Origin of the sequence: Dickeya poaceiphila (genome assembly GCF_007858975.2) — a bacterium.
Taxonomy (GTDB): Bacteria; Pseudomonadota; Gammaproteobacteria; order Enterobacterales; family Enterobacteriaceae; genus Dickeya; species Dickeya poaceiphila.
The window spans coordinates 372,025-398,938 of record NZ_CP042220.2 but is presented as its reverse complement, the minus strand read 5'-3'; the positions used below and the strand labels follow the sequence as shown (position 1 = coordinate 398,938).

Sequence of the window (26,914 nt, the reverse complement as noted above, 5' to 3'; positions counted from 1 at the left end):
TGGCTTAATGGTGGCGCAGGCGGGTATCCCACCAGGCCATCAACACGCCAACGAGCAGCCCCGCGACATGAGCCGCATTCGCTATCGACATGCCCAAAATATCGAAATAGCCCGCCACCAGCCATACCAGCGCAAAGGCCATCAAGCCGCGCTGAAGATACAACGGCCCGTCTGGCTCACGTTCACCACGCAACCAGACATACCCCATCAGGGCGTAGACCACGCCGGACAAACCACCGAAATAGACGCCGCTGAACCAGGACTGCGCCCAACCGCTGAGCGCGGACGACAGCAACAGAATCACACACAATCGCCGGGTGCCCAACACACGTTCCACCGGGCCGCCAAGATACCACCACCACATCAGGTTAAACAGCAGATGCAACAATGAGAAATGCAGCAGCACGTGGCTGAACCAGCGCCATAGCTGCAAAGTCTGCGCGCTACCCGGAAAGGCCAGCAGCAGCATCATGCGTTCCACACCATAAACCTGCATCAACAGGTAGACAGCAATGGTGACCACCAGCATTCCCAGCGTCAGCGGTCCCGCACGCTGACGCAACGTCTGCAAGTAGGAAAATGACGGGTAACGCAGCCCGCTGTTGGTGGTGCCGCTATGCCAACTGGCCGCCTGATAGCGTTCGTGCCACGGCTCTTGCAGAAAGCGTTCCAGTTCCTGCCTCACCCGCTCCTGCTGGCTTTCATCCGGCAACCAGATATCCACTTCGTTGTCGTTAATGCGGGCAACCAGCCGGATCTGATGCGTGTGCATATAATCGACAAACGCCTGCGCCAGACGCGGATTGGAGAAAGCAACAATTCGGATCATGACAATAGCCCACCGCTTTGCGCCAATGAATTTATATTCTCGATTCTAAAACATTTACTGCCCGGAACGCAGTGCAATAACCGCGGGTAATCCTCCCTATTTCAATATGAATGTGATGGTTTTCACATCTCGCCACCCTGCGTACTGACAGCCTCTCTTGTCGCCTGATAGATAGGTAGTAAGAATTTTTGTTTACTTCCGTTTTATCCGACATCCTATGATCACGGTCACTTTTCAACCAGAACGGCTCCATTACTCTCATTCAAGAGGTGTTAACGGTATGTTTCTTGAAGAACGCAGAAACAAGATTCTGGACTATCTGGATCAACATGATCGCGTCAGCGTGGAGTATCTGGCCGAGGTTTTTTCCGTCACCAGAGAAACCATCCGTAGTGATCTGAATGCATTGGCCCGACAACGCCTGGTTCAGCGCTGTCACGGCGGCGCCATTATTATTCGACGCAGTCTGCAATCTCAGCTTATTACCGAAACCGGGAAAGACTTCGAAGTCCTGTTAAAAAAAATAAAGAATCAGGTAAGAAATAGAAGTATCCGAAAAAAGGGTAACACCATGAAAGGCAAGGTCTGTATTCTTGGTTCATTTAATGTGGATATTGTCGCCAGGGTCGCCCGTTTTCCTAAAGGCGGAGAATCATTGCTGGCGCAGGGCAGTGCGCTGGGACCGGGAGGAAAAGGCGCTAATCAGGCTATGGCGGCCAGCATGGCCGGTGCGAAAGTCCATTTCGTATCGAAAGTAGGAAAAGACCAATTCAGTCATTTCGCGTATGAACATTTGTCAAAATCCCCTATTCACTCATTTAAATTATACCAGTCTGATACAGAACCCACCGGCAATGCGATTATTTATGTCTCGCAACAAAATGGCGAAAATATGATTGCCATTTATTCCGGGGCGAATAAAACACTGACCGATGAAGAAATCGCTGAGATTATGCCTGACCTCGAAGATGCAGACGTATTATTGCTGCAAATGGAAAATAACTTCCCGGCGACATTGAGCGCCATGAAATTGGCCAAAGCGCTCGGCACCAAAATTATCCTGAATCCGGCGCCTTATTCCGATGACGTCGTCTCCTGTCTTGATTATGTGGATATCATCACCCCAAACGAAACGGAAGCCTCGCTCTTATCCGGTATTGAGATCAGTAACCTTGAGAGTGCCAGACAAGCCGCGCAAAAAATCCATGCGCTTGGCGCCACACGGGTGATAATCACCATGGGCGCCAATGGCGCCCTGTTGTTTGACGGCCAGCAATTTCAGCATATCCCGGCCTTTCCCGCCGTCAGCGTGGATACCACCGGCGCTGGCGATGCGTTCAACGGTGCCTTCGCCGCCGCCGTCGCCGCCGGGCAGAGCGTGGCGCAAGCCGCCACGTACGCGAATGCGTTTGCCTCGCTGGCAGTCGAACGGGAAGGAGCCGCCAATATGCCAACGCATCAGCAAGTGACGAACCGGCTGGCGCAACGCTAATCCCCACCCCTATTTTAAACACCCCGAAGCGATTTTCGGGCAAGGAGCAAGAAAATGAAAAGCATCGAAGGCATCGTTCCCGTCATGCTGACCCCGTTTAACACCAGCAATGAAATAGACTACCCCGGTCTGGCGAAATTGATCGATTGGTATCTGGACAAAGGCGTGGACGCGCTGTTCGCGGTCTGCCAGTCCAGCGAAATGTTGTTTCTCAGCCTGGAGGAGCGCGTAAATCTGGCGCGTTTCGTGGTAGAACAGGTCGCAGGACGCATACCGGTTATCGCCTCCGGTCACATCAGCGACGACATCAATAACCAGATAGCCGAATTGCAGGCGATGGCGGAAACCGGCATCGACGCACTGGTGTTGGTCACCAACCATCTGGACCCGAAAAACCAGGGATCGGCGACGTTCTTTGAGACGCTGGAGACCTTGCTGGCATCCCTGCCTGCAACGTTGCCGCTCGGCCTGTACGAGTGCCCGGCGCCGTATCGCCGTCTGTTAACCGATGAAGAATTGATGCACTGCGCCAACAGTGGCCGCTTTGTGGTACTCAAAGACGTGAGCTGCGACCTGCCAACGGTAGAACGCCGGGTGAAACTCACTGCCGGCACACCGCTGAATATCATCAACGCCAACGCCGCCATCGCGTTTCCGGCAATGCGCGCCGGTTCCAAAGGCTTTAGCGGCGTGTTCACCAATTTCCACCCAGAGCTATATCAGTGGCTTTATTCCCAAAGCCATCAGCAACCAGAACTGGCGCAGGAACTGGCGACCTTCCTGTCATTGGCGGCAGTGACCGAAACGTTGGGCTACCCCAAAAACGCCAAAATTTACCACCAGCGTCTGGGAACTTTCGAGCACGATCACTGCCGGGTCACCAGAGATAATGTGCTGGAAAAATTCTGGGCCTTGTCGGTGATCCTCGATCAAATTCGTCAGGGAACGGAACACTACCAGAACAAAATTCAGCAACGATAACGTTGTTGCACTCAGGCGTATTGTTATCCGGCGAGAGGAAACTTTCTCTTTACTTCTTCTCGCCGGTTTATTGACAGGTTTTTGTTACTCACCAGGGAACCCCACTATGATTATTTGTGATCAACAAGACTGGAGCCGAGAGAAATACGCATTACATCCCATTATTCATCAAGCCATCGATTATATTTCTACAACCAACTTCGCTACGATGGCGACCGGGAAATATGACATTATCCCCGGAAAAATGTTCTGCTTATTACAGGAATTCACCACCGAACCGGCCACGGACAGGCTGGCAGAATCGCATTTCCAGTATGTTGACATTCAATATTTATTACAGGGAGAAGAAACTATCGGCGTTGCGCGAGGTAGCCGTCGTAATAGCGTGATTGAAGATAAAAGCGAACATCACGATATTGTTTTTTATCGTGAAACGCAAAACGAGAGTTTTATTTCATTAACACCCGGCATGTTTGCCGTTTTCTTTCCGGAAGATCTACATCGGCCATGTTGCCAAAGCAATGGTCCCTCTTTTATTCGAAAAGCAGTTATTAAAATTCACATCAGTTTATTTACGGATTGCTGATTATTATGAAAAATACGACTTCTGCCTTACAAGACAATAGGGTTATCCCTGCCTCGCCGATTACCCGCTTACGCTGGGGGATCATTTTCATTCTGTTGATGGCGGCGGTCATCAATTACCTTGACCGCGCCAACTTAAGTATTGCCAATACCACCATCGCCAAAGAATTCGGTTTTAGCGCCACTCAGATGGGGTTGCTACTGTCCGCCTTCCTGTGGCCTTATGCGCTCGCCAACCTGCCGGCAGGCTGGCTGGTGGACAAACTGGGGCCGAAAAAGATGTTTTCCGGCGCAGTAGGGTTATGGTCAGCCTTTACCGTGCTGGCTGGATTCATCAACGGCTATTCTATGTTTTATGGCTTACGCATGTTGCTGGGTATCGCTGAATCGCCCTTTTTTACGTCAGGCATTAAAATCACCCATCGTTGGTTTTCTGCCCGCGAACGCGGCCTGCCGACCGCCATCATCAATACCGGCTCACAGATAGCCAACGCCATTGCGCCGCCGATTTTGACCGTGCTGCTGCTGACGCTGGGCTGGCGGGGTATGTTTATTGCCATTGGTCTGGCTGGCATTCCGTTGCTGATTATCTGGCTGAAGTTTTATCGTGAACCAACAGAGGCCGAAGAGCGCAACATCCACGCTGACACCGCAGTGACAACAGCGCCCGGCCATGACGCAGCAAAAGCCCGACAAGGCTGGGGAGCACTTTTCCGCCATAAAACCACCTGGTTCATGATTCTGGGTAATTTCTCCATCATGTTCACCATCTGGGTTTATCTGACCTGGCTGCCGGGTTATCTGGAAAAATCCCTCGGCTTTACGCTGAAACAAACCGGTTGGATCGCCTCTATTCCGTTCCTCGCCGGTATTCTCGGCGTGCTGTGCGGCGGGGCCATCTCTGATCGTCTGATCCGTCGCGGCGTCAACACCATTACCGCCCGTAAAATTCCGATCGTCATGGGGGCGGCACTGGCGGCCTGCTTTGTTGCACCGATTCCGTTTGTCAGCAACACCTCGCTGTCTATTTTGCTGCTGTCATTGGGTTATTTCTGCTCGCAGTTGCCTTCCGGCGTCATCTGGACGCTGGCGACCGACATCGCCCCTAAAGAACAGGTAGCGTCACTCGGAGCGATTCAGAATTTCGGTGGTTTTCTCGGCGCGGCCAGCGCCCCTATCATCACCGGCGTGATTTTGGATGCCACCGGGGTATTTACCAATGTCTTCTTTCTGGGCGCAGGCTTGCTGATGCTGGGTGCATTGAGCTACGGCTTGTTTGTTAAAAAACCGATTGAAGTTTGATAACCTGCCGGTTTTGTAAACAGACGGCTTTATAAACAGACGGTATGGCGAGTCAGGTGCCATACCGGTTCAGGATTACCCTGCCGCCACATCCTGCGGAAAGCGTTTTTGCCAGGCATCGAAACCGCCATCCACGCTATACACCGCTTCAAAGCCAAGACTTAACAGGTAATCCGCCGCATTACGGCTGCTGATGCCGTGGTAGCACATCACCATCACCGGCTGCTCAAAATCAGCGCCGCGCACAAAATCGGACAGCGTTTCATTGGTAAGATGAGTTGAACCTGGTACATGCGCAGCGCCGAAACTCTGCGGGTCACGAATATCCACCAGCACCTGACCTTGCTGCCAGCGCTGATACGCCTGCTCAATATCGATTGCCTCAAACTGCTCCATAGTCTGCCTCGTCTTTCTTAATACTGCTTAATATAAAAAGGGGGGGGGGGTTATCAGCGGGTACGACTGAAATTGCCAGCATTGTAACCCACCCACTGCCCAGATAGACCGGGCAAACATCAGGGGTATAGGGCCACATTGCAGGAAAAGTCATCGCACGAGTCAGCACAGGAGGCATTATTTTTAATCAAATCAGACGAGAAACTGTTAGCGACATCACGCACAAATGTTTTTAATTGGTTAACGCTTGGCTAACATGTTTGTTTTCGATTAATATCGTGAGCGAAAACGAACATTGTAGATTTTTTACGACTATCACAGCTTTTGACGTGGCGGAGGAGAAAACGTGGAAACCCAAGATCTGATCGTGATCGGCGGAGGCATTAACGGTACTGGCATCGCAGCGGATGCCGCCGGTCGTGGGCTGTCCGTCCTGCTGCTGGAGGCACAGGATCTGGCTTGCGCCACCTCTTCCGCCAGTTCAAAGCTGATTCACGGCGGCCTGCGCTATCTGGAACATTACGAGTTCCGCCTGGTGGGCGAAGCCTTATCTGAACGCGAAGTGCTGCTAAAGATGGCGCCGCACATCATTTTCCCGATGCGTTTTCGCTTGCCGCACCAACCGCATCTGCGCCCGGCCTGGATGATCCGCGCCGGTCTGTTCATGTATGACCATTTGGGTAAACGCGTTAGCCTGCCGTCCAGTTACGGGTTGCGGTTTGGTCATGAATCTGTATTGAAGCCGGAACTGACGCGCGGTTTCGAATATTCCGACTGCTGGGTGGACGATGCACGTCTGGTGGTGCTGAACGCGCAGGAAGTGGTACGCCGCGGCGGCGAGGTGAAAACGCGCATGAAAGTCACCCGCGCCCACCGTGAAAACGGTCTGTGGATCGTCGATGCTGAAGATACGCACAGTGGTGAAACCCACCGCTGGCAGGCAAAAGGACTGGTCAACGCGACCGGCCCGTGGGTACGCCAGTTCTTTGACGACGGTCTGGCGCTACCATCGCCGTACGGTATTCGTCTGATCAAAGGCAGCCATATCGTTGTTCCGCGCGTGCATCAGGAACAACAAGCCTACATCCTGCAAAATAAAGACCACCGTATTGTGTTTGTGATTCCGTGGCAGGACGAATTTTCCATCATCGGCACCACGGATGTGGAGTACCACGGCGATCCGCATCAGGTGAAGATCGATGACAACGAAATTCGTTACCTGCTGGATGTGTATAACGATCACTTCAAAAAGCAGCTGACGCGCGACGATATCGTCTGGACGTATTCGGGTGTACGCCCGTTGTGCGACGACGAATCCGATTCACCGCAAGCCATCACCCGCGACTACACGCTGTCAGTGGCCGATGAAAACGGTAAGGCGCCGCTGTTGTCGGTGTTCGGCGGCAAACTGACCACCTACCGCAAATTAGCCGAACATGCACTGGAAAAGCTGGTGAAGTACTACCCGCAGGCCGGACAAGCGTGGACTCGCAACGCGATTCTGCCCGGTGGCGACATCAGCGGCAACCGTGAAGATTATGCCGCGACATTACGCCGCCGTTATAACCTGCCGGAAGCGCTGGCGCGCCGTTACAGCCGTACCTACGGTACTCAGAGCGAGAAAATTCTCGGTAATGCGCAAGCCTTAAGCGATCTGGGCGAACATTTCGGTCATAACCTGTACGAAGCCGAGTTACGCTATCTGGTAGAACATGAGTGGGTTGTGTCGCTGGAAGACGCTATCTGGCGCCGCACCAAGCTCGGCATGTGGCTGGACGACGCCCAAAAGCAGCGCGTCGCCGACTGGCTTGCCAGCTACCGCAGCCAGTTAGCGAAAGCGGGTTAATCCCAAAGAAAAACGGCTTCCATGTGGAAGCCGTTTCACTACTTTCCATCGCTCGTTATTCTATTTTCAACCTACAACCGTGTCGGCTTGATATGCCAGATGTCATCGGCATATTCCTGAATAGTGCGATCAGAGGAGAAATAGCCCATATTGGCAATGTTTTGCAAGGTACGACGCGTCCATTCATCTTCATCGCGGTATACCTCGTCCACTTTGTCGTGGCTATCCACATAACTGCGATAATCCGCCAGTAGTTGATAGTGATCGCCGAAATTGACCAGTGAATCAAACAAATCAGCATAGCGGTGTGGATCGTCCGGGCTGAACACGCCGGTCGCTATTTGCGTCAGCACCCGGTGCAACTCTTCGTCCTGATTGTAGAATTCACGCGGGTTGTAACCGTTACGACGTAATTCTTCCACCTGCTCCGCCGTATTGCCAAAAATGAAGATATTCTCTTCCCCGACCCGTTCACGCATTTCGACGTTGGCACCGTCCAGCGTACCGATAGTCAGTGCGCCGTTGAGCGCAAATTTCATATTACTGGTGCCAGACGCTTCGGTACCCGCCAGCGAGATCTGCTCCGACAGGTCAGCCGCCGGAATAATGATCTGCGCCAGACTCACGCCGTAATTCGGGATAAAGACAATTTTCAGTTTGTCTTTCACTACCGGATCGTTGTTCACCACGTTGGCGACATCATTGATCAGATGAATGATGTGTTTGGCCATGTAATACGCCGATGCCGCTTTACCGGCAAAGATGGCGACGCGCGGTACGCGCTCCAGATCCGGGTCATCCTTGATGCGGTTGTACAGCGTTATCAGGTGCAACACGTTGAGCAACTGGCGTTTGTACTCGTGAATACGCTTGATCTGCACATCAAATAGCGCATTCGGGTCCACCACAATATCCAGATGCTGAGCAATGTATATCGCCAGCCGCTTTTTGTTTTCCTGTTTGGCCTTACGTACCTTCTGCAGGAAAGCGGGAAAATCGATATGCGGCTTCAGGTCTTCCAGTTGGCTCAGGTCCGTGCGCCAGGTTTTGCCAATCGCGTCATCCAACACTTTAGACAGTGACGGGTTCGCCAGCGACAGCCAGCGCCGGGGAGTCACGCCATTGGTTTTGTTACAAAAACGGTCCGGGTAAATACGAGCGAAATCGGCAAACAGCGACTGTACCATCAGGTCAGTATGTAACTGAGACACCCCATTCACCTTATGGCTACAGATGACGGCCAGCCATGCCATACGAACTTTGCGTCCATGGGTTTCATCCACTATCGATACCCGCGTCAGCAACGCGTTGTCGTTCGGGAAACGCGCCTGCACATCCTCCAGAAAACGTTCGTTGATTTCAAAGATCAGTTGCAGATGGCGCGGCAGGATTTTGCCCATCATATCGACCGGCCATGTCTCCAGCGCTTCCCCCATCAGGGTGTGGTTAGTGTAGGAGAATACCTTGGTGACAACCTCCCAGGCCGCATCCCACGTGAACTTGTGCTCGTCGATCAACAAGCGCATCAGTTCCGGAATCGCCAGCACCGGGTGAGTATCATTGAGATGGATAGCAAATTTTTCCGCCAGATTGGCGTAGGTTTTATGCATCATCCAATGGCGGCTGAGAATATCCTGCACCGTAGCGGACACCAGAAAGTATTCCTGACGTAAGCGCAGTTCGCGGCCAGAATATGTAGAGTCATCGGGGTACAGCACACGCGACACGTTTTCGGAGTGGTTTTTATCCTCCACCGCCGCGAAATAGTCACCCTGATTGAATTTACCGAGGTTGATTTCGTTACTGGCCTGCGCCGCCCACAGCCGCAGGGTATTGGTGGCGTCGGTATCAAAACCGGGGATTATCTGATCATAAGCGCAGGCAATGATCTCCTCGGTTTCCAGCCAGCGGGTTTTACTGCCTTCCTGCTGGATGCGGCCACCAAAGCGCACTTTGTAGCGGGTGCTGTGGCGAACAAATTCCCACGGGTTACCATATTCCAGCCAGTAATCCGGTGATTCCGCCTGCTTGCCGTCGATAATATTTTGCCGAAACATGCCATATTCGTAACGGATGCCGTAACCGCGTCCCGGCAGCGCCATGGTGGCGAGCGAGTCGAGAAAACAGGCTGCCAGCCGACCAAGGCCGCCGTTGCCCAACGCCGGATCGTCCTCTTCTTCCAGCAGTTCGTTCAGATCCAGCCCCATCGCTTCCAGCGCGTCCCGCAGATCGTCGAACATTCCCATCGCCAACAGAGCGTTGGATAGCGTACGCCCCAGCAGGAACTCCATCGACAAGTAGTAAACCTGCCGGACATCCTGCGATAGCTGTGCACGATTGGACCGCAGCCAGCGCTCTACCATACGATCCCGTACCGCCAGCACGGCGGCATTCAGCCAGTCATGTTTACTGGCGACGCTGGGATCCTTGCCGACGGTAAACATCAGCTTATAAGCGATAGAATGTTTCAACGCGTCTACGCTGAGCGTAGGTGAGTTGTAGATAAATGGAGAGTTCATAATGTCATTCCCACAGATGCGTACTACCACAAACGTTGATAAAGCGCACGATAGGCCTTTGCAGCAACCTGCCAACTAAAATCCATTGCCATTGCCTGACGCTGTACATAGCGCCACAGCGAAGGGCGCGACCACAATACAAAAACCCGACGAATCGCCCGCGACAGCGACGCAGCATTGCAATCGCTGAACACAAAACCGCTCGCCAGGCCATCGGCCAAATTTTCCAGCGAGCAATCCGCCACGGTATCCGCCAGTCCGCCGGTGCGTCTGACCAGCGGTAACGTGCCGTATTTCAGACCATACAACTGAGTCAAACCACAGGGTTCGAACCGACTAGGAACCATAATCACATCCGCCCCGCCAATAATGCGGTGCGAAAATGCTTCGTGATAACCAATCTGTACGCCGACACGACCGTGATACTCCGCCGCCGCCGCCAGAAAACCTTCCTGCAAGGTAGCGTCGCCTGCCCCCAGCACCACCAGTTGTCCCCCTTGTTCCAGCAAATCCGGCACGGCTTGCAACGCGATATCCAACCCTTTCTGGCTGGTGAGACGGCTGACAATAGCGAACACCGGCGCCCGATCATCCACCTTAAGCCCCATCGCCGTCTGCAAGTGCCGCTTGTTCTCCGCCTTGCGCGCCAGCGCATCGCGGCTGTAGGTGGCAGTCAGCAGCGAATCGTGCGCCGGATTCCAGATATCGTCATCCACCCCGTTGAGGATACCGGACAAGCGGTCAGCCTCTTCCCGTGATTTCAGCAACCCCTCCATACCGTAGCCATATTCAGCCTGGGTGATTTCATGGGCATAGGTCGGGCTAACGGTGGTGATATGATCCGAATAGTACAGCCCGGCCTTGAGATACGAGATCTGGCCGTAAAATTCCAGCCCGTACATCTGGAAGTACTCCGGCGGCAACCGCAGATCCGACATGTGACGGGCATCAAATAATCCCTGATAAGCCAGATTATGGACGGTAAATACCGATTTTGCCGGTCGGCCCTTCGCCGCCAGATAGGCGCAGGCCAGCCCGGCGTGCCAGTCATGGGCATGTACAATGTCCGGTCGCCAGAACGGATCAACGCCGCTGGCCATTTCCGCCCCCATCCAGCCCAACAGACCGAAACGTAGAAAGTTGTCTGTATAGGCGAACAACGAGGTGTCGTGATAAGGACTGCCGGCCCGTTCATACAGGTGAGGAACATCGATCAGGTAGACGCCCACCCCGTTGTAATGACCGTAACGTAATGTGACATGGCCGCCAAACGTATCCAGCTCCCGTACCACCTGCGTATCCGGAATCCCCTTTTTCAGGTCGGGAAACGCAGGCAACAGCACCCGCACATCCATCCCCGCCTCAATCTGCGCGCTGGGCAACGCCCCCACTACATCTGCCAGTCCCCCGGTTTTCAACAGAGGGAACAGCTCTGAACACACATGTAATACCCGCATCTTGTCTCCCATTCCGCTGCCCTCGCCCCAGACGCGAGCAGCATCAAGCCTCCGACCAGCATTGGTCGGATACCGTCAGGCTAGGATTTGAGCCTGGCCAGCATGGCACGCGTCACCAGCACAATCCCTTCTTCAGAACGATAAAAGCGACGGCTGTCATCCTCGGCGTTCTCGCCAATCACCATGCCTTCAGGAATGTCGCAGGCGCGATCAACAATGCAACGATGCAAACGGCATGAACGCCCTATGTTGACATCCGGCAATAGCACGGATGAATCGATGCTGCAGAAGGAGTTAATTCGCACCCGCGAAAACAGCACCGAGTGCGTCACTACCGAGCCGGAAACAATGCATCCGCCGGAGACCAGCGAGTTCATCGTCAGCCCATGGCTGCCGGAGCGGTCCTGTACGAATTTGGCAGGCGGCAACGCTTCCATTGCCGAACGGATCGGCCAGTTATGGTCGTACATATCCAGTTCCGGCATCACCGAAGCCAGGTCAAGGTTAGCGCGCCAGTAAGCTTCCAGCGTTCCCACATCGCGCCAGTATGGCGGCGCATTGTCAGACGAGGTAACGCAGGAGAGCGTGAAGGGGTGTGCCCAGGCATGGCCCTGAGCGACAATTTTCGGAAGCAGATCTTTACCGAAGTCATGGCTGGAATCTGAGGTACAGATATCCTCCTCCAGTATCCGATACAGGTAGTTCGCGTTAAATACGTAGATCCCCATGCTGGCCAGCGCCATGTCCGGGTTATCCGGCATCGCTGTGGGTTTGGCCGGTTTTTCATCGAAGCTGATAATGCGGTTGTCTTTATCCACGCTCATCACGCCAAAGGCGTGCGCTTCACTGATGGGGACCGGGATGCAAGCTACCGAACACTCGGCGCCGTTTTCCACGTGATCCAGCAACATACGGGAATAGTCCATCTTATAGATGTGGTCACCCGCCAGAATCACGACATATTCCGCGCCATAGCGCCGGATAATATCCAGGTTGTGGCATACGGCATCGGCAGTACCACGATACCAGTGATCGTTTTCGTCGTGCCGTTGCTGCGCCGGCAGCAAATCGACAAATTCGTTCATCTCAACATTCAGGAACGACCAGCCACGCTGGATATGCTGCACCAGCGTGTGCGACTGATACTGGGTAATCACGCCAATTCGGCGGATACCGGAATTTAGGCAATTAGAGAGGGCAAAATCGATAATTCGATATTTACCGCCAAAGTGCACTGCGGGCTTGGCGCGATGCGCCGTTAAGTCTTTCAGCCGGGTCCCACGCCCGCCCGCCAAAATCAGCGCCACAGATTTCAGAGGCAACTGCCTGGCCAGCATGAGAGGATCGTGTTTGTCAGTACTTACCATGTAAGACTCCTTTTTTTTATTGTTTTACCAGTACACACACTGCATTCGCCTGCCCACGCCAAACACGTCCATTGAGTGGATGATCTGCTGTGCAAAACGGCGGTGCGACCTGCCATTTCCCTTCAGGGAGAGAGAAATCGCTCGCCTGCGGCGCAGCATTGACCAACAGCAACCAGCGTTCAGAAAGCTGAATTTGCAACCGATGTTCTCCCTGCTCCCATTCGTACGGTGTCAGCGCTTCTCCTTGTGCATTCAACCACCGGACGTCGTCCTCGCCGTCACGCCACCAGTGCTCCCGCTGCAGAGCAGGAATAGTGCGGCGCAAACGGATCAACCCAGACGTAAACGCGAGTAAATCGGTATCCGCCTGATCCCAGTGCAACCAGGCCAGCGCATTGTCCTGGCAGTAAGCGTTATTGTTGCCCTGCTGGCTGTTGCTAAATTCATCACCAGCCAGCAGCATCGGCGTTCCCTGCGATAACAGCAGCGTAGTCAGCAACGCCTGTTGACTGGTATGCCGCCGTGCCTGCGTTTCGTCATCCGCTTCCAACCCTTCGGTTCCATGGTTGAAACTGAAATTGCTGTTGGTGCCATCCCGGTTTTGTTCCCCGTTGGCCTGGTTATGTTTGTGGTTAAAACACACCAGATCACGCAAGGTAAAACCATCATGGGAGGTCAGCATGTTGACCGACGCCCAGGGCCGCCGACCATTGCGCTCAAACACCTCGCTGGAGGCGGCAAAACGGCGGGCAAACACCCCAACAGGCAGGTCGCCGTGCAACCAGAAACGACGCATGTCGTCACGAAAACGGTCGTTCCACTCGACAAACGGCGCAGGAAACTGGCCCAGTTGGTAGCCACCGGGACCGATGTCCCAGGGTTCGGCAATCAGCTTGCAGTCGCGCAGCGACCGGTGATTACGCAGTGCCGTAAAGAACGGGGCTGAAGCGGAAAAATCCGGCGTGCGCCCCAAAACCGTCGCCAGATCAAAACGAAAACCATCCACATGGCAGACCTCGTGCCAGAACCGCAGACACTCAATCACCCACTGCAACACAGCCGGGTTATCAAGCCGCAACACGTTGCCGCATCCCGACCAGTTGTGATAGCCGCCATCCTCCGTCAGCCAGTAGTAGCTAACGTTATCGATGCCGCGCAACGTCAGGGTCGGACCGTCTGCATCCAGTTCCGCACTGTGATTGAACACCACATCCAGAATCACTTCGATCCCGGCGTTGTGGAGTGTTCGTACGGTGTCGCGGAACTCGTTGAGCGGGTCATCCCCTGCCGCCAGGCTGCTGTCCACCGCAAACGGCAGCAGCGTGTTGTAACCCCAGTAATTGCGCAATCCCATCGCTTGCAAACGGGGTTCGTCGGCATGTTGTTGGACCGGCATCAACTCCAGGGCGGTCACGCCCAGTTGCGTCAGGTACTCCAGCATCACGGGGTGAGCCAGCGCGGCGTAGGTGCCGCGTATCGCTGCCGGAATGCGTGGATGCCGCCGGGTCAACCCGCGCACATGCGCTTCATACAACACTGTCTGACTCCAGGGCGTGCGCGGCAATTTGTCGCCCTGCCAGTCATAACGTTCATCCACCACCACGCTGCGCGGCATGACTTCAGCGCTGTCCGCCGCATCGGGCTGGTCGTAGCCGCCGTGCAGCCGCTCGTCATCCACCACCCAGCCATCCATCTGCCGGGCGCAAGGGTCAAGCAGCAGCTTGTTGGGGTTGAAACGCAACCCACGTTGCGGATCGAACACACCATCTACACGGTAGCCATAACACAAGCCTGGCTGTGCATCCGGCAGGTAGCCGTGCCAGATATCGCCGGTACGGGCCATCAGCGGCAACCGCTGCTCCCGCAGGCCATCAAAAATACACAACTCCACCCGCGATGCTCCAGATGAGAACAAGGCAAAGTTCACACCTTCACCATCGAAATAAGAGCCTAACGGTCGCGGGCGCCCCGCCAGCAGGTCAACCATTACGCCTCCTTCGCCAGATACAGGGTGGAGAGCGGCGGCAGCGTCAACACCAGCGACTGAGGCCGGGAATGGCTGCCCACCGCTTCGCTGCGCACCAATCCCTGATTGCCAAGGTTACTACCGTGGTAATGCCAGGAATCGGTATTCAGCACTTCGCGCCACTGCCCCGGCTGGTTGATACCGACGCGATACCCCTCTCTGGGCACCGGCGTAAAGTTACTGATAATCAGTATTTCGTTGCCGTCGGCATCGCGTCGAATAAAGGCAAATACCGAATTTTCATGGTCATCCACCACCACCCATTCAAACCCCTGATGCAGGTAATCGCACTGATAGAGCGGCGGGGTCTGGCGGTAACAGTGATTGAGGTCGCGCACCAGCTGTTGCACGCCGGCGTGCCAGCCATCGGGTTCATCCAGCAGGTGCCAGTCGAGGCTGGCATCGTGGTTCCACTCCCGTCCTTGCGCAAATTCGCTGCCCATGAACAGCAACTTTTTACCGGGATAAGCCCACATGAAACCGTAATACGCGCGCAGGTTGGCGAATTTCTGCCAGGCGTCGCCGGGCATTCTATCGAGCAGCGAACGCTTGCCGTGCACCACTTCATCGTGCGACAACGGCAGAACAAAGTTCTCGCTGTAGGCATACAACATGCCGAAGGTCAGCAGGTCGTGGTGATATTTGCGATGCACCGGGTCGAGTTGCATGTAGGCCAGCGAGTCATGCATCCAGCCCATGTTCCACTTGTAGTGAAAACCCAGCCCACCATGCTCCGGCGGCAATGTCACCCCGGCATAATCGGTAGACTCTTCAGCGATAGTGACCGCACCATCGTGGTTTTGCCCCAGCATCTGGTTGGTGTAACGCAGGAATCCTATCGCTTCCAGGTTCTCCTTACCGCCGTAATGGTTCGGCACCCACTCCCCGTCGCGGCGGCTGTAATCGCGGTAAATCATCGACGCCACCGCATCCACCCGCAGCCCGTCCACACCAAAACGCTCAGTCCAGTACAACGCGTTACCCGACAGATAATTACGGACTTCATGACGGTCAAAGTTATAAATCAGCGTGTTCCAGTCCTGATGATAGCCCTCTTTCGGATCGGCATATTCGTACAGTGCGGTGCCGTCAAAACGCGCCAGACCATAGCTATCCGTCGGGAAGTGGCCGGAAACCCAGTCCAGCAAAACATTGATGCCCGCGTCATGAAAAGCGCTGACCAGATAACGGAAATCATCCGGCGAACCAAAGCGACTGGTCGGCGCGTAAAGTCCCAACGGTTGATAGCCCCAACTGCCGTCAAACGGATGTTCATGCACCGGCATCAACTCAACGTGGGTAAACCCCATCTCTTTCACATAGGGCACCAGTTGGTCTGCCAGTTCGCGGTAACTGAGCCAGAAATTATTGTCGCTGTGCCGCCGCCATGAACCCAGGTGCACCTCGTAGATGGAAATCGGCGACTGCAAATCGTTAGCGCGCTTTCGTGCCTCATCGACCGGCAATACTGGCGGCAACGCACTGACCACCGATGCGGTATCCGGACGCATTTGAGACGCGAAGGCATAGGGATCAGACTTCACCAGCACATTGCCGTAGCAGTCGATGACTTCGAATTTGTACAACTGCCCCAGCCCGACGCCGGGAACAAACAGTTCCCACACGCCATTTTCACGCCGCTGCCGCATCGGATGACGGCGACCATCCCAAAAATTAAAATCACCGACCACCGACACGCGCTGGGCATTCGGCGCCCAGACGGCAAAGCAGGTGCCATCAACGCCATCCAGCGTGGATGGATGCGCGCCGAGTGTTTCAAATGGCCGCAAATGGCGCCCCTCCGCCAGCAGCCAGATATCCAATTCCTGCAACAGCGTGCCAAAGCGGTAAGGATCATCAATGACATGTGTATCCTGCTGCCAGGTCACCGCCAGCCGATAGCTGAATGGCTTTTTGCGGCGGGGAATCACCGACGCGAAAAAACCGCGTGAGTCCTGACACTGCAGGCTCGCTACTTTGCGCCCACTGTGTGCGTCTACTACCTGTACATCACTGGCATCGGGAAGAAGCGCGCGAACCTCCACCCCCGATGAGGTGACATGCATACCCAATACTGCGAAAGGATCGGCATAATGGCCGGAAAAAAGGAGATTAATGACGTTCTGATCGGAAAATCCTGACATGGCATCCGTCCTCTGAATTAACTATCTAAATAAAGTAAAGCTGTTAAAGCAACGGGCCATTTCTTCAGCATTCTGAGTTGGTATGCGAATGCCCCGCGGCAGTAACAGAAAAGGAACCAGCCTGCCCCCACCAAGAAGAGAACTGACCTAAGAAAATGAAACATCGCAGTAATACTCGCCGCTGCGAAGTGTTCTTCAGGTAAGCCTAAGATTCATCTTAGTCAAGAAAAGAGAAAAGATTTGAGATATCGGATAAATTTTTGCGCCCCAAAACCATAAGAAAAAATAATTAATCATAGTCTTAGCGAATATTGATCCTGTTCGGGGTTCCTTAGAGAACAGCACGTAAAATTGCCTGACCCAACAAGGAGGTGTCTCGTTTATGATCAGTCAGGTTGATTTGATTCTGTCATTGCTGCAACAAACATGCGTCCATTTGGTTATTGCCTATCTTTTAAGCAAAACACCCCTGTTCATCCCGCTAACGCAGGTCACCATCACTCTGCCGCATAGACTGATCTGCTACCTGACGTTCTCCATGTTCTGCATCCTTGGCACCTGGTTCGGTCTGCACATTGGTGACTCCATCGCCAATACCCGCGCGATTGGCGCGCTGCTGGGCGGCGTATTGGGTGGGCCATCGGTAGGGATTCTGGTCGGATTGACCGGTGGTTTGCATCGTTACTCGCTGGGTGGCATGACCGCGCTGGCCTGTATGTTTTCCACCATCATGGAAGGATTGGCAGGTGGCCTGCTGCACCGTTACATGACCCGACGCTATCGCATCGACCTGCTGTTTCAGCCACTGGTCATCGCCACCACAACCCTGGTGGTGGAAGTGCTGCAGATGAGTATTATCCTGCTGTTATCACGACCGTTTGGCGATGCGCTGGCGCTGGTCAAAAGCATTGCTTTACCGATGATAGTCACCAACAGCATCGGTGCTGCCATGTTTATGCGCATCCTGCTGGACCGCCGGGCAGTATTTGAAACCTACACATCGACATTCTCTACGCGGGCTTTGCAGATTGCCGCCAGAGCCGAAGGCATATTGCGGGAAGGGTTTAATTCCGGCACCAGTATGCAGGTGGCGCGCATTTTGTATGAAGAGCTGGGCGTTGGCGCTGTCGCCATCACTGATCGGGAAAAACTGCTGGCATTCATCGGCACCGGCGATGACCACCATCTGGCCGGTTCGCTGATTACCTCCCCCCACACGCATCAGGCTATCGATAGCAATCAGGTCGTATACGCTGACAGTAACAACGCACCTTTTTGCTGTGCTATCTCATCGCACTGTCAACTCGGTTCCGCACTGGTGATCCCGCTGCGCGGCGAAGAACAACGGGTAATCGGCACCATCAAACTGTATGAACCGAAGAATAAGCTATTTTCCCGTATTAACCGGCTGCTGGGTGAAGGCATCGGCCATCTGCTGTCAGCCCAAATTTTCGCCGGACGCTTCGAGCAGCAGAAACAACTGTTGGCACAATCCGAAATCAAACTGCTACATGCGCAGGTCAATCCGCATTTCCTGTTCAATGCCCTCAATACCCTGTCGGCGGTGATTCGTCGTAATCCGGATCAGGCGCGCCAACTGGTACTGTCGCTATCGACCTTTTTTCGCAAAAACCTCAAACGCAGTGGCGACGAAGTCGCACTCAACGATGAGCTGGAGCACATCAGCGCCTATCTCGATATTGAAAAGGCACGTTTCACCAATTTGCTGACGGTAGAGATAGCTATTCCGTCATCGCTCAGAGCAGCCAGATTGCCTGCCTTTTCCTTGCAGCCGCTGGTGGAAAACGCCATCAAGCACGGTATCTCCCAAATGCTGGACAATGGGCATCTGCGCATTGAAGCCCGCGCCTATGCCAACATGCTGGAACTGACGATTGAGGACAACGCCGGCACTTATAACCCGCGTAACGGCGGCGATGGACTGGGTATGAATCTGGTGGATCGGCGCATCAAGGCGCGGTACGGCCATCACTACGGCATCACCGTCACCAGCGAGCCGGAACGTTTTACCCGCGTGCGGGTGCGAGTACCGTTGCGGGTGGAATAACGTAGCGCGAAACCCGCTTACCACAACGGCACACCTGAAATAAAAAACGGCTTCCCCTTTGGGGAAGCCGCTCTCAGGCAAATCAGGGTATCACATCACGTCACTGCTCCGGCTAACGCCATCTTCGCTATCGTCGGTGAGGATGACCTGTGAAATTACAGCCCTACTACGTTCTCAGCAGAAGGACCTTTCGGACCGTTGCCGATAACAAATTCCACTTTCTGGCCTTCGTACAGCGTTTTGAAGCTGTCGCTCTGAATCGCAGAGAAATGTACGAATACGTCTTTGCTGCCATCAGCCGGGCTGATAAAGCCAAAACCTTTAGATTCGTTAAACCATTTTACTGAACCAGTCATTTTATTAGACATCATACTACCTCGTAATTTTTTTCCAGCCCGTTTAAGGGCAACAGGGGTCTGCAATGCAGGAAATACTTATGAGCAAGAAAAAAAGAGATTCAGGGGAAGTGATATCTGAGGATAACGCTTGGACTGAGGACTACTTTAGTAAAATGCTTGGCATAAATAGGTCTGACTAACAAACCGTTTGGTTATTAACGCATTCATCGGACCTGAAAGCAAGCATTATGTATTATTACGGCATGAAAATATTTTATATTATTTATAATTCATACAGTTGATGAATCCTGACCCAGCAATTTCCCGGCACGACCCGCGTCTGGTCCGCTAGCATCTCACCCTATGCGTCAGCCGGGTCCACACATTCTGCTGCTTGTGTGTACGCTGCCGGTCATATTTCATTCGCCGCCTGCGCCATCGGAATCAGATTCAACCGGCCATGGCGCACCCCCGTCTGGGCGATGACTGAGGCGGCAAACCGTTCTACACGCTCGGTCGGGCCACGCAGAATCACGGTTTCCACACACTCGTCATGGCTGAGATGAGTATGCATGGTAGAGACGGTCAGGTGATGGTGTTCATGCTGCATACCGGCCAGTCGGCTCGACAACTGGCGTTCATGGTGGTCGTACACATAGCTCAGCACCGCTACGCACTCTGCGTCTTTATCCTGCGCCGCCGTCATTTCACCCAGTTCGCGCCGCAACATGTCACGAAATGCCTCCGAACGGTTGGCATAGCCTTTGCGCAGCATCAGGGCATCCAGCGCTTCAGCCAGTGAGTCATCCAGAGAAATAGTCAGTCGTTGCATGTCAGCCTCACAGAAAAGCGAAAAGAATCTTCCGGCGTGGCGCCACGCAGGTCGCCCCATTATGCCGGGGTTGGTCATGATGATCGTGACTCAACGCAAAACGATACGCAAATCCCTAACACGACAAAGAGAGACAAGCAGCACAGCAGATGATTGCCAGACAGGGTGAAGAAAAGTAAAACGCGCCCGGCAAGGCGCGTTTAGGCAGCAGAAATTACAGCAGGATGCGCAGCATACGGCGCAACGGTTCAGCAGCGCCCCACAGCAGTTGGTCGCCGACAGTGAAGGCAGACAGGTACTGTGGACCCATATTCAGTTTGCGCAGACGGCCCACCGGGGTGGACAACGTACCGGTTACCGCCGCCGGAGTCAGTTCACGCATGGTGATTTCACGGTCATTCGGCACCACTTTCACCCAGTCATTGTGGGTTGACAGCATCTGCTCGATTTCCGCAATCGACACATCTTTTTTCAACTTGAGCGTGAAAGCCTGGCTGTGGCAACGCAGCGCACCAATGCGCACGCACAGACCATCCACCGGAATGGTGCTGGCGGTGTTCAGGATCTTGTTAGTTTCTGCCTGACCTTTCCACTCTTCGCGGCTCTGGCCGTTTTCCAGTTGTTTGTCGATCCACGGAATCAGGCTACCGGCCAGCGGCACGCCGAAGTTTTCCACGTCCAGACCGCCGCGTGACAGCGCCGTCACTTTGCGTTCAATATCCAGAATGGCGGAAGCCGGGTCGCTCAGTTCGCCGGCGACTTCTGCGTTTAACTGACCCATCTGAATCAGCAGTTCACGCATATTACGCGCGCCCGCGCCGGACGCCGCCTGATACGTGGCAACGGATGCCCACTCTACCAGGTCGTTGGCGAACAGGCCGCCTAGCGACATCAGCATCAGGCTGACGGTACAGTTACCGCCCACAAAGGTTTTGATGCCTTTGTCCAGACCGGACTTGATCACGCTATGGTTGACTGGGTCCAGAATAATAATCGCATCATCTTTCATTCGCAGAGACGATGCTGCGTCGATCCAGTACCCTTGCCAGCCACTTTCACGCAGCTTTGGGTAGATTTCATTGGTATAATCGCCGCCCTGACAGGTGATGATGATATCCAGCGCGCGTAGCGCGTCCAGATTATAGGCATCCTGCAGGACACCCTGCTGGCCGCCCAGCGCCGGCGCCGATTGGCCGTGCTGCGACGTCGAAAAAAATACCGGGCGGATTAAATCAAAATCGCGTTCTTCCACCATGCGCTGCATGAGTACCGAACCGACCATTCCGCGCCAGCCAATAAAACCAACATTTTTCATGGTAACCGTCCTGCCTGGGGTGACAAAAAGCAATCCGACTGCCGTTTCAGGCAGGGAGCATAGTTTTAAGTGATGTCTGTCAACCTTACAAAATGTATCAGAAGTCGCAAGTGAATTTATTCGATGACTCAGGCGTTTTCAGCAACACGCCTAATGAGCCTGACAACAGGCTGGGATGAGAGGAGCTTACCGCCACCATGACTGAAATGATCTCGGCAACCGTCCTGTTGCTGTTAATTATGGACCCACTCGGCAATCTGCCGGTGTTTATGTCGGTACTAAAACATCTTGATCCCAAACGACGACGCGTGGTGCTGATTCGAGAGATGATCATCGCACTGGGCGTGATGCTGGTGTTCCTGTTCGCGGGCGAGAAGATTCTGGCGATACTGAATCTGCGTACCGAAACCGTGTCTATTTCCGGCGGTATCGTGTTGTTTTTGATTGCCATCCGCATGATTTTCCCGACACAGGAAGGCTTTACCAGCGGCTTGCCCGCCGGCGACGAGCCATTTCTGGTGCCGTTAGCTATCCCGATGGTGGCCGGACCGTCGATTCTGGCCGCGCTGATGCTGCTCTCCCACCAGTACCCGAACCAGTTGCCGCATCTGACGCTGGCGCTATTCATTGCCTGGGCCATCACCGTGGTCGTGCTATTGTTGTCAAACCTGTTCCTGAGGCTGTTAGGCGACAAAGGCGTCAACGCGCTGGAACGGCTGATGGGGTTGGTGCTGGTGATGCTCTCCACCCAAATGTTTCTGGACGGCGTTCGGGCCTACCTGAAGCTGTAAACCTCACCCCGTTCTCTCCGTTTCCCTGAGAACGCAGAGAACGGGTATATCCCGCCAATCATCAATGCGTACTGACGCCGCGGCGCTGACAACCCCACCAGAAGTCATTACCGTAATGGCTGTAGGTCATACTTACCCGGCGTGACATACATCACAATGCACAATGTTACCGGTATCATGATGCCGGTAACGTGCTAGGGTCCAAAACACGTGCGCAGCATTTAAGTGACCGTTTGGGATAGAGCGATGACGATTATGTCAGGACAACGTATTATTTTGATGGGGGTTTCCGGCAGCGGTAAATCCAGCGTAGGTGCCCAACTGGCACGCGAGATTAACGCCAGATTCATTGATGGCGACGATCTGCACCCAAGAGCCAATATTCAGAAAATGGCTGGCGGCCAGCCGCTCAACGACGATGACCGCGCCCCCTGGCTGGAACGCCTGAACGATGTCGCTTACAGCCTGCTGAATAAAAACGAAACCGGCATTATTGTCTGCTCAGCCCTGAAAAAGCGTTACCGTGACCGCTTGCGCGAAGGCAACGACGGCCTGGTATTTCTTTATCTGAAAGGCAGTTTTGAGGTGATTGTGCAACGCCATCAGGCGCGTGCCGGCCATTTTATGCCGACAGCGCTGCTGCAAAGCCAGTTTGATGCGCTGGAAGAACCGGATGAGACGGAAACTGATGTCATCACAGTGGATATCAACGACACGCTGGACCAGGTAGTAGCGCGGTGCGTTGCAGCAATCTTGCATCTCAACACCCACAACACGGCGGATACCGACTCACGGTTGAGCAAATAGCGGCTAACAGCCAATTCAATCACCCTAACCCAATCGGCGACTTCCTGAATTATCGTCGCCTTTATTATCCATTGATATCCTTCCCCACCACCCGAAATGTCGATACTTACTGAATACCTAAATACAACAACATATAATTATCATGATAATAATGTTATTAAATTAATGATTTTATATATATCATTTTTCAAGTTATCAATTCAGTTTGAATAAAAAATAACTAAAAATCAGTCCGCTGATACGCGTAGTCGTAATAAGGCAATTAGATGAATTTTTATAGAAACCGCTCACTGTAATACTTTACTTTTACTTACAGAAAAGTAGTTTAATGAGAACACTGTAGTGGCGACAAGAGAACGGAATATAAAGTGTAAATGCATTGATGCATATTCAACCCACTCACTCTCACACTGACATTAAATGGGTTCTCATAAATAAAATAGTGGGAGGAAAACACTCCCAATACGTCACGTTTGGGCATATTTGCAAGCAAACGCTGGTGCGTAGCGTGAAGTCATAACATACAGGAGAACATGGTATGAACACTATTCCTACGTTCGGATCACTCTCGATAGCCGATCCACACTCAAAGCTGAATTTGAGAGCAACACAAACCCCCTCTGGGCAACAGCAGGCTGATGATAGTGGTGTAGCCGCCACAAGCGAAGTAAAAGTTGAACGTCAGGCGGTAACAATCAGCATCGAAGCCTTTAGTCAGTATCGTGACGAAATGCTAGCGACGAATCTGGTTTCTAAGCCGGTAGTTCTAACGGCAGAAGAAATGCATACCTCTTTTATGGAGCTGCTCGCTGAAAAATTTAAAAAGATGGACGAAGCGTCGAGCGCTCTACATGCGATATCGCAGAAAATTGACCAGACTTACCAATCTTTTATGGATAATCTTGTCAAAGATAATCCGGATTTAAAAGAAGCGTCGTTCGGATTTACCGTGAGTCAGTACGGCAGGCTGCTTGTAACAAAAACGCAAGGATTGAACCAGGAACAGGTTACACGGTTAGAACAAGCGCTTAATTCATCACGCGAACTGGTTGAACAGGCAAACAAACTGGCGAATGCACAGATAGCGGTCTTTGACGCTGAAGACTTTGACCTCGGTGTCTCTTTTAATCGAGACAACTATGCTCAGACAATTGATATCGGCGCGGAAATCATGACGCGAAATCTTGCCCGTGTCACTCCTCATGATGATTCAGGGAGGGAGATCCATCAGCGGAGCTGGGATAACAATTGGCGACAACAATTATTAACTAACGGTGTGCCTAAGTAATGAGTAGCAGGAGCATCAGGTTCTCTGGAGATACAATCGCCTGATGGCGCAGGCAGGCTAATGGTCTGCCTGCGCTCCTTAAGATAAGTAACACAATATCGCCCTCGTCAATATATAGTGCTGGCGTATCGACAACTAACATCAGCGTTAATGAAAGCAAATATTCAAGGGGCCGCTTTCACACACCATTGTCACCTTACCGGCAGCAAATCAAATAGCAGAATTTCACTGTCTTTGCCGGCGCGCACAGTGACGGCTCCCCGTCCCAGCGCTCATTATCTGAAACTCACCCGCCGGGATCTGCTCTTTGTTATCTGTTGTTATCCTTCCCCACCACCCGAAATGTCGATACTTACTGAATACCTAAATACAACAACATATAATTATCATGATAATAATGTTATTAAATTAATGATTTTATATATATCATTTTTCAAGTTATCAATTCAGTTTGAATAAAAAATAACTAAAAATCAGTCCGCTGATACGCGTAGTCGTAATAAGGCAATTAGATGAATTTTTATAGAAACCTGCCATAGCAACACTTTACTTTTTCTTACAAAAAAAGTAGCTTAATGGGAATACTGTAGTTGGCGACAAGAGAACGGAATAAAAGTGCAAATGCATTGATGCATATTCAAACCACTCACTATCACACTGACATTAATTACGTTCTCATAAAGTAATGTGAGAGGGTTTGCCATGTTTGATTATTTCTTCTCGCTGTCACTGAATGATCAGTCAGTTTACTTTTATGGAATTTTTAGTTAGCTACATACCCTAAAAAAAGAACAAAAAAACAGATGGAATGACTATTGTTACGCAACACACCAGGCGCGGTTGATACGACACGACCAGTTTAACCCACATCCGTAAAAAGCTATTTTTACGATAATGCCTGTGTAGAAAAGCCCCCTGATTCACAAAAAGTGAAATATGTGCACAGCACAATCTTTCGTTCGTTTAGTTATATGTCTGTCATTAATGAAAAAGGAATTATAGAAATGAAGCTCTATCGTCTTGGGTTATGTTTTATAGCAGCAGGGTTAACATTCAGCCTCAACTCAGCCATGGCTGAAACCAGTGTTTCTGTTGAGGTTAAAGATATCGAAAAACTGCCCAACAAAGGTCCTGTTGCCTTATTTAATGCACCGGAAAAAATGCGTCAAATAGCAGCCAACAAGCCTCTCTTAACCAAAAATGAAAAAGACGGCGTTATTATTATTAAACCCAATGCCTCCGTGCTAAAGGCGGCAACGCAAAAAAAACAGGCCAACGCCTTATCACGCAGCCTGGCTGCCACCAGTGACAGCACATTTACGCCATTGTGCCCGACCCTGTCAATAAACGCATCTTATACACTCAGTGGCCTGCAAACTGGTCAATTCGCCTGTTACCATTTTGAAATCACGCAAGATGCGAAAACCACAACGTACGTAATCAACCAGAGTGCAGGCACAAACGTGTTGTTGGAGTTGTTGAGCGATGATGGAAAAAATAATCTGACATTGGTATCGTCTTCTGATAATCCAGATAACAACGATGAAGTCACACTCAACCGGCTTAAGCCTGGCCACTACTATTGGTATATACAAGGTAATGTTACGGATGGTTCTGCATTTACCTTCGGTAGCATCGTTAATACAAATATTGATCCATACGAACTCAATGATGCACCATCGCGGGCAACCGTTTTACCTGATGGCTTGTATAATATCCAAGCTAACTCTGACGATGAGTTAGATAAGGATTACTACGCATTTACTGCAATTAGTGGTCAGCAGGTTGTGCTTCGCCTGACAGGTGCAGACAACGTTGCAAGCAGCTATTGGCTGTTGTCGTACTCGACTGACGGCGGCAATACCTGGGTAACGCGTAATACCGGTGAGCAACATACCATCACCCCGTCACAGCCGAATGAAATCATTCTGGTAAAAGTGTCGCCTAATCCAGCAAAATTACCGACGCCTGCTCAATATTATCAGCTGTCTTTCGGTTCAAAAATTGCCAAGCTTACCAATGCGGTTAAAGGGGAAAATAATGTTCTGTATATACCTGGTGGTGTAAATGACTCAGCCTATAGCTTCCTAATCACACAAGCCTACCGTAACGTTAACTGGAATGTGCGTCTTACTGATTCAACCGGGGCGGGAATTCCAAATGTAGAGGCAGTTCTCTATCTCAATCAGCGAACTACGAATATCAAAACCGACATCAAATTTGATGAAAGTATGGCTCACTCTATCATCACTGACGCCAGTGGTAACGCATCAGGCACGATTGCGTTAAACGCCTGTAATGGTGATTTTTCAACCGAATTCAGAGATTACAGCCTAGGTTACTACAATACCTGGAACTCAACCTTTGATGTTGGCGGATGGATAATTAGAATCCCAACGCAAACGGATGTAGGCGTGGGAGGCGATAATTATAAGTTCCTCACATTCGGACATATTTGCAAGCAAACGCTGGTGCGTAGCGTGAAGTCCTGATAGCTGATGTTGCAACAAGCTACCGGCTGACCGCGAGAA

At 52.4% G+C, this 26,914-nt stretch carries 20 protein-coding genes; 10 read left to right on the top strand and 10 right to left on the bottom strand.

The window, feature by feature from the left end; translation table 11 throughout:
- Positions 1-4: 4 nt before the first annotated feature.
- Entirely contained in the window at positions 5-829 is an 825-nt protein-coding gene (gene glpG / locus Dpoa569_RS01730) for a rhomboid family intramembrane serine protease GlpG (RefSeq protein ID WP_042873207.1), read from the bottom strand.
- Between the two features lie 280 nt (positions 830-1,109).
- Here glpG and rbsK point away from each other — a divergent pair, with 280 nt between their 5' ends.
- The 4 genes from rbsK (at position 1,110) to Dpoa569_RS01710 (ending at position 5,189) form a co-directional block, all read left to right on the top strand.
- Complete coding sequence (gene rbsK, locus Dpoa569_RS01725) at positions 1,110-2,321, top strand: ribokinase (RefSeq protein WP_146410986.1); 1,212 nt, start codon at positions 1,110-1,112, stop codon at positions 2,319-2,321.
- A 54-nt stretch (positions 2,322-2,375) separates the two neighbouring features.
- Complete coding sequence (locus Dpoa569_RS01720; protein WP_042873209.1) at positions 2,376-3,302, top strand: dihydrodipicolinate synthase family protein; 927 nt, start codon at positions 2,376-2,378, stop codon at positions 3,300-3,302.
- A gap of 106 nt (positions 3,303-3,408) precedes the next feature.
- Positions 3,409-3,888: a YhcH/YjgK/YiaL family protein gene (locus tag Dpoa569_RS01715; RefSeq protein WP_042873211.1), complete on the top strand. Its 480-nt coding sequence runs from the start codon at positions 3,409-3,411 to the stop codon at positions 3,886-3,888.
- A gap of 5 nt (positions 3,889-3,893) precedes the next feature.
- The gene (locus tag Dpoa569_RS01710) at positions 3,894-5,189 is read left to right on the top strand and encodes an MFS transporter (protein WP_042873213.1); all 1,296 of its coding nucleotides are present in this window, start codon (positions 3,894-3,896) and stop codon (positions 5,187-5,189) included.
- A gap of 75 nt (positions 5,190-5,264) precedes the next feature.
- On the opposite strand, the gene glpE is transcribed toward Dpoa569_RS01710, so the two are convergent.
- Positions 5,265-5,585, bottom strand: a complete 321-nt coding sequence (gene glpE / locus Dpoa569_RS01705; RefSeq protein WP_042873215.1) for a thiosulfate sulfurtransferase GlpE — start codon at positions 5,583-5,585, stop codon at positions 5,265-5,267.
- A gap of 346 nt (positions 5,586-5,931) precedes the next feature.
- Here glpE and glpD point away from each other — a divergent pair, with 346 nt between their 5' ends.
- Entirely contained in the window at positions 5,932-7,431 is a 1,500-nt protein-coding gene (gene glpD, locus Dpoa569_RS01700) for a glycerol-3-phosphate dehydrogenase (protein ID WP_146410983.1), read from the top strand.
- 71 nt (positions 7,432-7,502) lie between these two features.
- Here glpD and glgP read toward each other — a convergent pair whose 3' ends face one another.
- The 5 genes from glgP to glgB all read right to left on the bottom strand — a co-directional run bounded on the left by glgP (position 7,503) and on the right by glgB (position 16,944).
- Positions 7,503-9,950, bottom strand: coding sequence for a glycogen phosphorylase (glgP, locus tag Dpoa569_RS01695; protein ID WP_042873220.1), 2,448 nt, complete (start codon positions 9,948-9,950; stop codon positions 7,503-7,505).
- Positions 9,951-9,973: 23 nt separating this feature from the next.
- Positions 9,974-11,407: a glycogen synthase GlgA gene (gene glgA, locus Dpoa569_RS01690; RefSeq protein ID WP_042873221.1), complete on the bottom strand. Its 1,434-nt coding sequence runs from the start codon at positions 11,405-11,407 to the stop codon at positions 9,974-9,976.
- Between the two features lie 80 nt (positions 11,408-11,487).
- Positions 11,488-12,774 (bottom strand): glucose-1-phosphate adenylyltransferase, encoded by a 1,287-nt coding sequence (glgC, locus tag Dpoa569_RS01685; RefSeq protein ID WP_042873223.1) that lies wholly within the window; start codon positions 12,772-12,774, stop codon positions 11,488-11,490.
- A gap of 16 nt (positions 12,775-12,790) precedes the next feature.
- Positions 12,791-14,761 carry a glycogen debranching protein GlgX gene (gene glgX / locus Dpoa569_RS01680; RefSeq protein WP_042873226.1) on the bottom strand — a complete coding sequence of 657 codons (1,971 nt, stop codon included), beginning with the start codon at positions 14,759-14,761 and terminating at the stop codon, positions 12,791-12,793.
- On the bottom strand, positions 14,761-16,944 hold the full coding sequence (gene glgB / locus Dpoa569_RS01675; RefSeq protein ID WP_042873228.1) for a 1,4-alpha-glucan branching protein GlgB: 2,184 nt from the start codon (positions 16,942-16,944) through the stop codon (positions 14,761-14,763). The genes glgX and glgB overlap by 1 nt, the downstream gene beginning before the upstream one ends.
- Before the next feature lie 382 nt (positions 16,945-17,326).
- On the opposite strand from glgB, the gene Dpoa569_RS01670 reads away from it, so the two are divergent.
- Complete coding sequence (locus Dpoa569_RS01670; RefSeq protein WP_042873230.1) at positions 17,327-19,012, top strand: sensor histidine kinase; 1,686 nt, start codon at positions 17,327-17,329, stop codon at positions 19,010-19,012.
- A 155-nt stretch (positions 19,013-19,167) separates the two neighbouring features.
- On the opposite strand, the gene cspE is transcribed toward Dpoa569_RS01670, so the two are convergent.
- From cspE to asd, 3 genes are all read right to left on the bottom strand, one after another.
- Entirely contained in the window at positions 19,168-19,380 is a 213-nt protein-coding gene (gene cspE, locus Dpoa569_RS01665) for a transcription antiterminator/RNA stability regulator CspE (RefSeq protein WP_012768004.1), read from the bottom strand.
- 382 nt (positions 19,381-19,762) lie between these two features.
- Complete coding sequence (gene nikR / locus Dpoa569_RS01660) at positions 19,763-20,182, bottom strand: nickel-responsive transcriptional regulator NikR (RefSeq protein ID WP_042873232.1); 420 nt, start codon at positions 20,180-20,182, stop codon at positions 19,763-19,765.
- Positions 20,183-20,396: 214 nt separating this feature from the next.
- Positions 20,397-21,497, bottom strand: a complete 1,101-nt coding sequence (asd, locus tag Dpoa569_RS01655) for an aspartate-semialdehyde dehydrogenase (protein ID WP_042873233.1) — start codon at positions 21,495-21,497, stop codon at positions 20,397-20,399.
- Between the two features lie 197 nt (positions 21,498-21,694).
- Here asd and Dpoa569_RS01650 point away from each other — a divergent pair, with 197 nt between their 5' ends.
- The 4 genes from Dpoa569_RS01650 to Dpoa569_RS01630 all read left to right on the top strand — a co-directional run bounded on the left by Dpoa569_RS01650 (position 21,695) and on the right by Dpoa569_RS01630 (position 26,875).
- Entirely contained in the window at positions 21,695-22,288 is a 594-nt protein-coding gene (locus Dpoa569_RS01650) for a YhgN family NAAT transporter (RefSeq protein ID WP_042873234.1), read from the top strand.
- A gap of 255 nt (positions 22,289-22,543) precedes the next feature.
- On the top strand, positions 22,544-23,095 hold the full coding sequence (locus Dpoa569_RS01645) for a gluconokinase (protein ID WP_050569558.1): 552 nt from the start codon (positions 22,544-22,546) through the stop codon (positions 23,093-23,095).
- A gap of 538 nt (positions 23,096-23,633) precedes the next feature.
- The gene (locus Dpoa569_RS01640) at positions 23,634-24,383 is read left to right on the top strand and encodes a hypothetical protein (RefSeq protein WP_042873236.1); all 750 of its coding nucleotides are present in this window, start codon (positions 23,634-23,636) and stop codon (positions 24,381-24,383) included.
- Positions 24,384-25,387: 1,004 nt separating this feature from the next.
- Positions 25,388-26,875 (top strand): hypothetical protein, encoded by a 1,488-nt coding sequence (locus tag Dpoa569_RS01630; RefSeq protein ID WP_042873238.1) that lies wholly within the window; start codon positions 25,388-25,390, stop codon positions 26,873-26,875.
- The last annotated feature ends 39 nt before the right edge of the window (positions 26,876-26,914 follow it).

Bases quoted from the DNA above. Each gene is read 5' to 3' on its own strand.
- Dpoa569_RS01710 (WP_042873213.1), top strand. From the start codon at position 3,894: ATGAAAAATACGACTTCTGCCTTACAAGACAATAGGGTTATCCCTGCC.
- glpE (WP_042873215.1), bottom strand. From the start codon at position 5,585: ATGGAGCAGTTTGAGGCAATCGATATTGAGCAGGCGTATCAGCGCTGG.
- Dpoa569_RS01640 (WP_042873236.1), top strand. From the start codon at position 23,634: ATGAACACTATTCCTACGTTCGGATCACTCTCGATAGCCGATCCACAC.
- Dpoa569_RS01630 (WP_042873238.1), top strand. From the start codon at position 25,388: ATGAAGCTCTATCGTCTTGGGTTATGTTTTATAGCAGCAGGGTTAACA.
- Dpoa569_RS01650 (WP_042873234.1), top strand. From the start codon at position 21,695: ATGACTGAAATGATCTCGGCAACCGTCCTGTTGCTGTTAATTATGGAC.
- Dpoa569_RS01645 (WP_050569558.1), top strand. From the start codon at position 22,544: ATGTCAGGACAACGTATTATTTTGATGGGGGTTTCCGGCAGCGGTAAA.
- Dpoa569_RS01715 (WP_042873211.1), top strand. From the start codon at position 3,409: ATGATTATTTGTGATCAACAAGACTGGAGCCGAGAGAAATACGCATTA.
- glgX (WP_042873226.1), bottom strand. From the start codon at position 14,761: ATGGTTGACCTGCTGGCGGGGCGCCCGCGACCGTTAGGCTCTTATTTC.
- Dpoa569_RS01720 (WP_042873209.1), top strand. From the start codon at position 2,376: ATGAAAAGCATCGAAGGCATCGTTCCCGTCATGCTGACCCCGTTTAAC.
- glgP (WP_042873220.1), bottom strand. From the start codon at position 9,950: ATGAACTCTCCATTTATCTACAACTCACCTACGCTCAGCGTAGACGCG.
- glgB (WP_042873228.1), bottom strand. From the start codon at position 16,944: ATGTCAGGATTTTCCGATCAGAACGTCATTAATCTCCTTTTTTCCGGC.
- cspE (WP_012768004.1), bottom strand. From the start codon at position 19,380: ATGTCTAATAAAATGACTGGTTCAGTAAAATGGTTTAACGAATCTAAA.
- nikR (WP_042873232.1), bottom strand. From the start codon at position 20,182: ATGCAACGACTGACTATTTCTCTGGATGACTCACTGGCTGAAGCGCTG.
- glpG (WP_042873207.1), bottom strand. From the start codon at position 829: ATGATCCGAATTGTTGCTTTCTCCAATCCGCGTCTGGCGCAGGCGTTT.
- glgC (WP_042873223.1), bottom strand. From the start codon at position 12,774: ATGGTAAGTACTGACAAACACGATCCTCTCATGCTGGCCAGGCAGTTG.
- Dpoa569_RS01670 (WP_042873230.1), top strand. From the start codon at position 17,327: ATGATCAGTCAGGTTGATTTGATTCTGTCATTGCTGCAACAAACATGC.
- asd (WP_042873233.1), bottom strand. From the start codon at position 21,497: ATGAAAAATGTTGGTTTTATTGGCTGGCGCGGAATGGTCGGTTCGGTA.
- rbsK (WP_146410986.1), top strand. From the start codon at position 1,110: ATGTTTCTTGAAGAACGCAGAAACAAGATTCTGGACTATCTGGATCAA.
- glgA (WP_042873221.1), bottom strand. From the start codon at position 11,407: ATGCGGGTATTACATGTGTGTTCAGAGCTGTTCCCTCTGTTGAAAACC.